The following is an 11,631-nucleotide window of genomic DNA, read 5'->3' as shown; positions in this document are numbered from 1 at the left end:
CTCCACAGCCTGAAAAAAAGTAGGAGATATTCTCCTACTTTTTTCTTTTATCTAATTCAAATTATTAAAATGAAATTTTAATCAGCAAGAGCTTTACTGTTCACAAATAGTGGTATAAACAAGTAAGGAGTGAAGAGGCACTATTTCATTTTATTTAAATGATAATCCGCTCTCCTCCAAAGCTTGTCTAAGCTTCGGCAAAGACGCAGGTCCCATACCATGCAGTTTTAAAATTTCTTTTTCACTATATTTTGAGAGTTCTTCTACAGTTTGAATTCCATGGTGTTCTAATGCCCTTCTTGCTGGCGCTGAAAGAAGAGAGAGAAAACCTTCTTTTGGTTTTCTCTCTTTCTCACAGGTTGGGCAAGTTGGACAATCGCTACTTTTATAGTACTCGTGTCCCTGTTCACAAGTTTTTAACGTTGTCATTTTTTATAGCCCCCTTCTGTTGTCTATCCTTCAATATTTACAACGTGATTCCCATCAAAGAAATATAAACATTTCTCTTTGACAGGATGTTGTAAGCTTTTCTCGAGTGCTTTTGCATATAACGAAAGTTGCACTTTATATCGATCTTCTAAAATTGGTTTTGCTTGTTCGAATCCGCCTGGGAATTTCCCTTCAATCGTATCTGTTTTGAAGTCGATTAACGTAATGCCATCTTCCTCTTCAATCATGCAGTCGATAACCCCTTGGACAAGAATCGTTTCTTCACTCTTCCCTTGCCAATCTTGATATGCTTCTTCTGCTGCAAGCATCATCGTAAATGGTACTTCACGCTCTACACTTTTTGCCGCTAATACCCTTTTACCTAAGTCACTGTCAAAGAATGAAATTACTTTTTCAATTGCTATTTCTTCCGCCTGCTCGAATGTTAATAATTCCTTATTTACCATTCCTGCGATTTGTTCTTGTAGCGTTTCGGCCGTAATCGGTTTCTTCAAATCTACATGCTGCATAACGGCATGGACTGCTGTTCCACGCTCTGCGTACGTTAACCCTTTTTTCTCCATAAAGCGCGGACGTGTTTTAATTGGTGCACGTAGTTTTTTAATAAAGGCGTTATCGCTACCTTCTTCAGATTGATAATTTCTCTTTATTTCTGTAACAGATTGCTTCGCACGATGAGATGTCGCATCCTCATATCCGTACTTCCACATTAATCTGTCGTACACTTCTTCTTTCCGTTCACTTTGCAGGGGAACAGCCTTTTTCTCACGAAGCGCTTCTAACAATTCTTGTTTCTCTTCTTGAACTGGCTCTGGTGCAAGAAGCGTGTTACCGTCCACAACTTCTACTTTCCAGCTAGTGTCATACCCGTAAATTTCATCCGGAATGCTTCCTTGTCCTAATTCAAGAAGCATTTCACTATCACGGTGTCTATATAATGAAGGTGCAATCCAGTCTAAATAACAAGACGCCCCAGCACGTATGTGATCTGGTAATAACCATTCACTATGTTCCCTCGCATCAAGCCATTTTTCCATTTCCTTAGTTGCATCCTTAACTGTTCCGATTAAAATTAGCTTCTCTTTCGCACGCGTTAACGCTACGTATAATACGCGCATTTCTTCTGCAATTAATTCCATTTTCATTTTACGCTTAATCGCAAGCTGTGATAATGTCGTATATTTAATTCGTTTACGCGGATCGATAAATTGTGAACCGAAACCGAAATCTTTATGCAGTAAGAAACGCTTCATTAAGTCTTGTGTATTAAAACGACGACCGAGTCCAGCTACAAATACGACCGGGAACTCTAGCCCTTTACTTTTATGAATCGTCATAATGCGAACAACGTCTTCTTGTTCACCGAGGGCTCTCGCCGTACCCATATCATCACCGCGTTCTAAAATACGTTCAATAAAACGCAAGAAGCGGAATAACCCTCTAAATGATGTTGCTTCATATTGTCTTGCACGGTCATATAGCACGCGCAAGTTTGCCTGCCTTTGCTTTCCAGCTGGTAAACCGCCAACGAAGTCGTAATAACCTGTCTCACCGTACACTTTCCAAATTAAATCAGAAAGGGATTGTTGACGGGCAAATTCACGCCATCCTTGCAGTAAATTATAAAACCACTCTAATTTATCATGAAGTTCTTGCTCTTCTTCAAGCGGTGCTCCTTTTAAGAACGAGCTCATTACTTCATAAAATGACCCTTTCTTCCCATGAGCACGAAGCGTCGCAAGGTCTTCATCATTTAGTCCCACAATCGGTGAACGAAGTACAGCTGCAAGCGGAATATCTTGCATCGGATTATCAATAACGCGGAATACGTTCATCATAATATTTACTTCTGTCGCTTCAAAATAACCAGTCGCAAGGTCAGCATATACTGGAATTCCTTGCAATTTTAACTCTTCCATAATTTGCGGCGCCCACGGCATCGAGCGGAGTAAAATAACGAAATCACGGTATTGTACAGGGCGCATACTATCCGTTTTACGATCATACACTTCATAACCTGAATCAACCATCGCTTTAATACGCTGCGCCATAAGACGAGCTTCAAGCTGCGCTTTTTCTACTTCCGCACCTTCTTCTCCGTCTTGCACTTCTTCTTCCGTTTGCTGAATGCATAGTAGTTCTGCCGCTACATCTTCACCTTCTGGATAGCTAGCACCTAGCTTTAATTCAGCGTCTGCATCGTAGTCGATTTCTCCGACTTCTTCGCCCATAATTTGTTTGAAAATAAAGTTCGTACCTGCTAACACTTCATGACGACTACGGAAGTTTTTCGCTAAGTCTATCTTCATTCCGCCGCCCGATCCTTCTTGTGTGAAGCGTTTATACTTTCCTAAGAATAAACCTGGTTCTGCTAGTCGGAAACGATAAATCGACTGCTTCACGTCACCTACCATGAATAAGTTTCCTTCACTCTCAGAATCTTTCGTTACGAATTTAATAATGGATTCCTGTACAAAGTTCGTGTCTTGATATTCATCGACTAATACTTCAGCAAATTTATTACGATATTGGAGCGCCACTGCTGACGGATTCATTTCACCATTTTCACTTTGTTCACTTAAAATTTGTAAACAGAAATGCTCTAAATCTGTGAAATCGACCATTCCTTTATCTCGCTTCATCGCTTGGAAACGCTCTGTAAATACTTTTACAAGTTGAACAAGCTTTTCTAATACTGGGTGCATATCTTGAAAATCTCGTAAGAAACTTTCAGGTTTGCGGCTAAATAACTCTTCCTGTAATTTCTTCACTTCATCTTTCGCTTTATTACGAAGAGAGTCTACTTGTTTTACAACATCTTCATTGTAATCACTTTTCTTAATACGCTTTAACGTTTGCCACGATACGTTTTGCATCGCTTCATACAATCTTGTCCACGACTCACGAGCAGCTGATGATAGCGTTCCAAGTAAAGCTACATCTGCTTGCAGGGTTTCAATGCGAGGCGCTGGACCGTCAGGAAGCATTGCGAGTTCAGTTGCCTTACGAATATGCTGTTCCGCTGTTTCAAGCTGGAATTTCACATCTTCTAATAAATAAGAAGCATATACTAAATCCTCAATTGTCTTTCCTTCTACGTCATATGCTTCTACTAATTTATCAAGCCATTTTTCCGGATTTGGATGCGCTCTTGATTCTGTATGAAGCGCTAAAATCATACGTTGTAAGTCATCATCACTACGGTCACTCGTATAACGATCAACGAGTTCAAAGAATATCGTATTATCTTCGATGCCATACTCTTCTTCTAATATGTCATCTAGCACTTCTTCTTTTAACAATTCATTTTCTGTTTGATTCGCAATACGGAAACGAGGATCAACATCAAGCATGTAGTAATATCCTCTAATTACTTGTAAACAGAATGAGTGAATTGTTGAAATGGAAGCTTTATTTAATAGGCTCAGCTGCTTTCTTACGTGTTGAGAGCCTGGTTCATCAATTAATACCTTTTCTAACGCTTCCCCGATTCGGTTTTTCATCTCTTGCGCTGCTGCATTCGTAAATGTTACAACGAGCAGGCGGTCGACATCGACTGGGTTCTCTTCATTAATAATCTTTTTAATAATACGTTCAACTAATACTGCTGTTTTACCTGATCCAGCTGCAGCCGCAACTAAAATATCACGTCCGTTCGCTACAACAGCTTTCCACTGGTCATCTGTCCATTGACTACCTTCTGGTTTTTTAGGCCAATTTTCTATCATTCTCCGCCAACCTCCTCTCTTATTTTCTCCATCGCTTCGCTATCTTTCATATCTTTTAACGATCGGAACTGATTATCTTCAAGTGACTCATCAAATTGACAAACAGATTTGAAGTTACAGAACGTACATGCTGCTTTATTTCCCATTTTATAAGGAGCAATATCGATAACACCTTCTGTAATATCTTTTCCAATATTTTCAAACGTATGGTGTACATATTTTTGCAGTACGTTAAACTCTTGCTCACTTGCAATACTTGAACGCGCACTAAAGCTACCGTCTTTTTTCAGGCCAGCAGAAATAATATCTGAGCTTCCTGTTGAAAGTTTGTTATCCATTAAACGAACAACGTCAGCATCTCCTAATACGAGTCCTTTCATTTTAAATTTCTTTAAAATTTCTTTTTCAATTTCAGCTTCAGATGCGTCACCTTTCATCTCAACGATTGGGTTATGAATATGGAAATACAATACACCAGCTGGTGATGCTGCGTGGCCTTTTTTCATCCACGTCTGTGCATTCGAAGTAACAACATCTAAATACGTTAACATTTGAAGTGCTAATCCGTAATACACTTCCGTTAAATCTAACGCTTTTGAACTTGATTTATAATCAATAATACGTAAGAACGTCCCGTTTTCATCTTCTGCCTTATCAACACGGTCAATACGACCGACTACTTCCATCTTTACACCATTTGGTAATGAGAATTCCATTGGCGGAAGTGACCCTGTACCACCCATACCGAACGGCACCTCTAAATCAACTGGTACGAATCCGCTCGACTTCGCATGTTCACGAAGAATGATTGACGTGCGGAAAATAATTTGTTGTAGTTTTTGTTTTAAATAGAAATGACGATTTGAACTTAATAAAATTTGTCGTTGTAATAACGGTGCAATTTCTTCTATTACTAAAACAGAAAGATGTTCACATTCTTTTATTGATAAATCCACCCAAGTGCGGTTTTCACGCAATAACTTGTCCGCAATTTTCTTTAATGCCGCATGGAATAATTCGCCGATATCTGGCGCATCAAGTTTGAAAATATCACGCTCTCTAAGCGACAAACCATGCTGCGCGAAATGAGCGTATGCACAACGATTAAATAGTTCCATACGAGAGACGCTTCCTTTAATTGTATCTCCGTATAAATCTCTACTTACTGCTGTACTTAGTTTCTGCGCACGATTTCGGTAAAATAAACTTGATAGCACGCGACTACTTTTTTGTTTCCATTCATCTGACGTTACGTAGAAATTATATACATCCCACCAAAAATCTAAATTCCCTTCAAATCCGTATCGTTTCCACGTTTGTAGTTGCTGCATAACGTAAGATAACGTCACTTCTGGCGTTGCTACATATGAAATTTGTTCTGAGCGTGATAAGTCGTTTACATCATTCGTAATAAACGAATCTTTCACATTAGGGAACATTCTTTTTATTTTCTTAATAAAGCTAGACGCAAGTAACGTCTTTCCTTCTTCATCTGCAAGCGGGCATGAAATGTATAACTTCTCAGATGCTCTCGTTACCATTTGATACATAACGAACTGTTCTTCTAACAAAGTTTGTCTCGTCGTTGGCGCTAATTCAATCCCTGCTGCACCAAGAACTTCTCTTTCCTCATCAGAAAGCATACCTTCATCCATAGGTGCTGCTGGAATGACACCCTCATTTACACCTATAATAAACGTTGCTCTCACATCAGATAACCTGGAGTGATCAATATTAGCAATTAACACTTGGTCTAATGACGGCGGAATGTTAGCAAATTGAAGTGCCTCAAGACCTGTCGACATAACGTCAGTAAACATAGAAAGAGACATTTTCTCTTCCCCAAGCATCTCTACAAATGTATCAAGAAGGCTCATTACTTCTTCCCATACTTGTTCATGATCTGTCGCAAATAAGAAATCTCCACTTTCTTCTGCACGTATACGTAATTCTTCTAGTTTCTTCGGAACATCCAGTTCTTCTAAAAACAAGTAAACTGCTTCACACATTTGCATAACTGTTCCTGCACGCTTTAACCTTTTTTGCATGCGAATAACAGGTGTTCTTACAACGTCACGTAGCCTATTTATTTTCTCTTCCATTTCACGTTCACTGTCTGTAATCATCCCGTTCGTATCATCAAGAGAACGATAACGGCGATACATCCATGGATCTTCAGCAGTCCATCTCTTTCCTTGTACACCATACGCTAAACAGTAATTTTCAAATTCATCCATTTCTTCACGCATCGCTTCTTTTCTTACGTCTAATGGATATAAAAGCTCTGTTTTCACGCAACGGAACACCGCATCATAACGCCAATTCCCACTAATAATCTCGAGTGCAGAACGAATACATTCTACCAATGGGTGGTGTGACATCGGGCGCTTTTCATCGATGAAGTGCGGGATATTGTAATCTGTAAATAACGTTCGCATCACATCGTAATAACTTTCCCCATTACGAAGAAGCACTGCAATATCTCGGTAACGATATTTTTCGTCCGCAACAAGTTTACGAATTTCACGAGCAACACCTTCTACCTCCGCTCGTAAATTCGCAGCTGTACTAATCGTTACACTCGCTTCACCGTTAAATTTTTCATTCGGACGCGCTTCATAATGAGCTTCTAAATGCGCTAATGCTGGAGAATGAAAACGCGGCTGTTCCATAAGTGGAATTGTTTTTTCAATTTCTATTTTCTCTTCACGCGCTACTTGTTTTATTTTTTCATACGTTAACGTCGTTTCATAAAATAAATCGAGTTCATTTACTGGCTGTGCTAACGTTTTTTCATCTATCGTTAACGTGATCGTAACTTTCGCTCCGCAAATCATAAGCTGTCTTACAATCTCTAACTCTTGCGGGGAGAATGAATGAAATCCATCTATATAAATTTCCGCACCATTTACATATTCAGACTGCGGAAGCTTTTCCACTAGCAATTGCAGGTAGTCTTCTGAATCTAAGTATTTTCCAATTAAAGCACGTTCAAAATCATCGTATAATAGCTGTAAATCATACACTTTATTCGCTAGTAACTTTTGTTCGGCACTGCTACTATGCGCATCCAATTGTTGCCACATTTCATAAACGTTAGATGGCGTTACATTGTAACGTTTAAACTCCGCAATCATACTGCCAAGATGTTCAAAGAAACCGTTTTGCTCCGCTGCTTTTTGGAACACCGATAATCCATCTTTACGAGACTCTACAATTTTACGGAGTAACATATGTACACCAGCTTCATCAATATGAAGACGACTCGCTCCGCCAACTTCTTGTAGTACCTTCCACGCTAATCGTGAAAAACTAAAAACTTGTGCCCGAATAGAACCTCTTACATCCTCACTTCCAATTAACGCCTGCTGCGTCTGGAATGTCATCTGTTCTGGCACAAGATATAATATTGTTTTCCCTCTCGGGCGTTGTTTTAACTCTTCTTGCACTTCGCGTAAACAAAGTGTACTTTTTCCACTTCCCGCTCTACCAATCACAAATCGAAGTGACATGTAACCCCACCTTTCACTTACATAACGAACGTTAGTTTGCTACTATAATTGTATTATAGTACACGAAAAAAGACAAACTGAGTTGTTTGCCTTTTTCTATACTTCTATCTATTATATCAACCTTTTGAAAAATTCGTTTGCACCTCTTGAATTGGCCAATATCGCAAATCAACTTTACCGACAACTGTATCAGCTTTTACAAAGCCAAAGTGTCTACTATCCCAGCTCCCGAGCCGGTTATCACCTACTACAAAAATAAACCCGGGTGGCACCAGCTTTTCTTTCGTTAACTCTTCTAATGTAAAGTCGCCTGTTAGTTGCCTTCCATTTATCTCTTTCTTATACTTCTCTAAATAAGGCTCATCAATAAATTGACCGTTTATATATAACTTATCCTGCTTATATTCAATATGATCTCCAGGTAAACCGATAACCCGCTTTACATAGTCCTCTTTTTTATTCGCATGAAATACCACAACGTCAAATCTGTTCAAGTCCCCAACTTGATAACTCACCTTATTTACAACGAGCATATTGCCATCTTGCAATGTCGGCATCATTGACTTCCCCTCTACAACATACGTTGAAAAGAAAAACGTTCGAAAAAATACAGCTAATAATACACCAATTAAAATTGTTCGTATCCACTCTATGCCTTCTTTTTTCAAAGTTTTCTTCATCTGCTTCTCCCCTTATCCTTTAATACTGAAGCTTTCCTTTACAAAGAAGACTATTCTTAATGTAGTTCTAACTTTACTTCGATTTTCTTACCGACATACCATAAAATAAAAATACCAATCGCTACAATGACTGATTTCACTGGATTATGAATAAATGACATTAAATCATGACCGATATACGTTAAAATAAAAATCATCACAAGTTTTCCGAATGCTAACGCTAGACCAAACTGTTTTACACTAATTCGGGATAAACCAGCGACAACATTTATGAGCGCTGACGGTGTAAACGGAAAACAAAATATAACAAAAATCGGTGCGAATCCTTTCCTTTCAATCCACCCCATTGCTTTTCGTACTCTCTCATGCTTATTTACAAACGAAAAGAAACGACTGCGACCAAAATGGCGGATGATGAAAAAGACAAGTAATGCACCCATTACTGATCCAAGCCATGAATAAAGAAAACCGAGCCAAAAGCCAAACGCAACAGCATTCGCCAGTACAAATACGATAAGCGGTAATGCTGGAATCAACGCCTCTATCATCGGTAAACCAATACCAAGAAGTGGTCCGAACGCTTTATAACTCTCAACAATATGATCCATATTTTCTGGTGAAAAATACTCTTTGATTGTCTGAAAATCCATTCTACACTTTACCCCTTTACTCTAAATACTATCCCTACTGTATCATCGCTTATATGAAAGAGGAAATGGTAGATACGACATATGGAGATGTATTTATTAAAGTTTCCATATCTTTCATAAGAATTCCTTCATTATTTAGCTATGATAATCTATCAATATTCGACAGGACATGTCGTTCGTTTTGTTATTTAGATGGTTTTCCGATTTTTTATCGGTAAATGAAATTACACTGGTGATTTTCTAAATATATCGCTTTATCTATACAGCCCGACCCCCACCTAAATTTTTTGCTTTCGCTGAATTTTGAGGTGGGGGTCTTACTGCCCACAAATAGCGGGATAAACAAAAAAAGAATGGGGATTCCCCCCATTCTTTCACACTTCGCCTTCCTTCACAAAATACACACTCTCATAAGCGGGTCTTAATGTTGATTCCTCTTTTTTATCAATCTCTTTAAAACAAGGGCTCCCTTGTTTTTTCCTACGATCTTCATATTCAGTACGTAATTTCGCTGTACGATTTTGTTGATTTTCAAAACTAGTTTTTGATATTTCTAATTTCACAGCAAAGCCATTTATAAATCTAATAATAAGATTTCCATCTTTTAATTCTTTATTACTTTCAATATAAAAATGAGACAACCAAGCGCACTCTTTTCTAGAGTAAGAATAGGTAGGGAAAAAATAAAGTTGATCTGTAGGACTAATCGCAATTGGTGCTTTATGTGTAATATGAGTTAACTCTTTCGTTCCTTCTTTTCTGCCTAAGAAACTCGAGCCATGCTTGCGGCAACTTCTTTCTATAATATCTAGAGGTTTTTGAAATACGAAAAAAGAATCATTCATTTCAACGACTCGAGTAACAATTTTCTTTTCACTTAGAATAACAGGAAGTAAGGCCATCGTATTTTTCGTTACAACATAATTTTCGACATAGCGTTCCACTTTACTTTCCATGCTCTATTATCTCCTTTTTTCCATTTATATTAGCAGCTGCATATATAATTTTAGCATCTATGAAAAGGAAATAGCTTACAAGTTCCGCTTTTTTACAATTTTTTATCATTTATCAAACATTTGTTAAATAATAAAATCACAATATATTAATTATTTAATTTTAAAACTATAAAAAACAGCACTTATACTACCTATAAATATTTATTATCCATTCCTCATTTCACATCATTACAACAACTAACTTTGCTATAATTAAAATATAAATCCAATATATGGAGGGCCACTATGGAAGAAAAAGAAATCCAACCATCGATTCAAATGAAAAATAGCAGCGTCATTATCGTGAAAAACTCAGCTAGCATTATATTCGGTTTATTTTTCATTCTGCTATTCTTTGCTAAACCGTTTCGTAAATCAAAATGTCCAGAATGTAAAAAACGTGAGAAGAAAAAATCAGGGCAAGAACAATAAAAGGCCTTCCTTTATGGAATGCCTTTTTACATTTGTAGTATCATTTTATTTATTCTTCTTCACCCTAAAAAAAACTATATTTTCTTCCAAGGTTCTCTACATCTTTTTTGATTTGTAATATGATCCTTATCTAAAACATGAGAAAAAGTATTTGTACTTGTTACTCGCTTTTAATTTTTATTAAACACTTCAAATGTGTACATCTTTATCCATCACTAACAATTCGTTATTTAGTTAACTTTATAATATAAGTTTTGTATATAATTTCATTCAAAAACACAATATATATAAGTGGTCATTTTATAATTACATTGCTTTTTATCGAATTCCAAAAAGGAGCTGTATACTATGGATAAAGAAAACCTATTAAGCCAGCAGGTTAATAGCATCCCCTCAGATGCTCTGAATACCCCTAGTAAGGAACAAGAACAACTGTTAGAAACATCATCTCAAAACGTACAAAATTCCAACAACAACGCTAACAAAAAAGATGTTACTCAAGGTCTATCTGGAAAAGATTCCCCTATTTCAATGAAGAATACAAATTTATAGTTATTTACTATCATACGCAGCAAATGCTCTTGCTGAACTAATTCTTCTACAGAAACTAATACGCATTCCAGATAATTTTTTACCAGTTGTAACATCGAAAAAGAGATTTAGATATAAAAACAGGCTCTAAAAAAACTTTCTCCACAACAAAAAAAGGATGGCATTAGCCATCCTTTTTTCCATCATCAACTATAAAATTATAGTTTGATTACGTTTTTAGCTTGAGGTCCACGGTTACCGTCTTCGATTTCGAAGCTAACTTTTTGACCTTCTTCTAAAGATTTGAAACCGTCAGTTTCGATTGCTGAGAAGTGTACGAATACGTCGTTTTCGCCTGGAACTTCGATGAAACCGAAACCTTTTTCGTTGTTAAACCATTTTACTTGTCCTGTTACTGCCATAATTATTTCCTCCTAAGAAAATACAAATTTTAAATTTTTTAGTCTTCCTGTCTAAAAAAAGAATCCACACATTATCAAATACGAAACATAAACTAGTTCTCACATACTTTTTCTCGTTTGTTTCCAGCACTTGATAACATATGGATTGCTTAATTTAACTATTCAACTGACATCATCATAGCATACTTAAAATGAAATGTACAATCTTTTTTGAAAATGGAATTTCTAATT

At 37.2% G+C, this 11,631-nt stretch carries 9 protein-coding genes; 2 read left to right on the top strand and 7 right to left on the bottom strand.

The genetic code is table 11. The features are described 5' to 3' along the window. Positions 1-150 precede the first annotated feature (150 nt). From DN400_RS26515 to DN400_RS26490, 6 genes are all read right to left on the bottom strand, one after another. On the bottom strand, positions 151-429 hold the full coding sequence (locus DN400_RS26515; RefSeq protein ID WP_053565036.1) for an RNA polymerase alpha subunit C-terminal domain-containing protein: 279 nt from the start codon (positions 427-429) through the stop codon (positions 151-153). Between the two features lie 23 nt (positions 430-452). Then, entirely contained in the window at positions 453-4,178 is a 3,726-nt protein-coding gene (gene addA, locus DN400_RS26510) for a helicase-exonuclease AddAB subunit AddA (RefSeq protein WP_065228456.1), read from the bottom strand. Then, positions 4,175-7,690 (bottom strand): helicase-exonuclease AddAB subunit AddB, encoded by a 3,516-nt coding sequence (gene addB / locus DN400_RS26505; protein ID WP_098211789.1) that lies wholly within the window; start codon positions 7,688-7,690, stop codon positions 4,175-4,177. Before addB ends, addA begins: the two co-directional genes overlap by 4 nt. A gap of 116 nt (positions 7,691-7,806) precedes the next feature. Further along, positions 7,807-8,370: a signal peptidase I gene (gene lepB / locus DN400_RS26500; RefSeq protein WP_000751910.1), complete on the bottom strand. Its 564-nt coding sequence runs from the start codon at positions 8,368-8,370 to the stop codon at positions 7,807-7,809. A gap of 56 nt (positions 8,371-8,426) precedes the next feature. Continuing rightward, entirely contained in the window at positions 8,427-9,020 is a 594-nt protein-coding gene (locus DN400_RS26495) for a TVP38/TMEM64 family protein (RefSeq protein ID WP_000347517.1), read from the bottom strand. 374 nt (positions 9,021-9,394) lie between these two features. Next, complete coding sequence (locus DN400_RS26490; protein ID WP_000444448.1) at positions 9,395-9,976, bottom strand: competence protein ComK; 582 nt, start codon at positions 9,974-9,976, stop codon at positions 9,395-9,397. Positions 9,977-10,261: 285 nt separating this feature from the next. On the opposite strand from DN400_RS26490, the gene DN400_RS26485 reads away from it, so the two are divergent. Further along, the gene (locus DN400_RS26485) at positions 10,262-10,447 is read left to right on the top strand and encodes a hypothetical protein (protein ID WP_000391373.1); all 186 of its coding nucleotides are present in this window, start codon (positions 10,262-10,264) and stop codon (positions 10,445-10,447) included. Between the two features lie 348 nt (positions 10,448-10,795). Then, positions 10,796-10,999 (top strand): hypothetical protein, encoded by a 204-nt coding sequence (locus tag DN400_RS26480; protein WP_000356913.1) that lies wholly within the window; start codon positions 10,796-10,798, stop codon positions 10,997-10,999. Positions 11,000-11,196: 197 nt separating this feature from the next. On the opposite strand, the gene cspA is transcribed toward DN400_RS26480, so the two are convergent. Beyond that, positions 11,197-11,400 (bottom strand): RNA chaperone/antiterminator CspA, encoded by a 204-nt coding sequence (gene cspA, locus DN400_RS26475; RefSeq protein WP_000301518.1) that lies wholly within the window; start codon positions 11,398-11,400, stop codon positions 11,197-11,199. Positions 11,401-11,631 lie beyond the last annotated feature (231 nt).

The sequence above is a fragment of the Bacillus sp. AR8-1 genome (genome assembly GCF_008042345.1).
GTDB classification, from domain to species: domain Bacteria; phylum Bacillota; class Bacilli; order Bacillales; family Bacillaceae_G; genus Bacillus_A; species Bacillus_A cereus.
The sequence above is the reverse complement of the archived record's forward strand: the minus strand, read 5'-3'. Positions and strand labels throughout refer to the sequence as shown.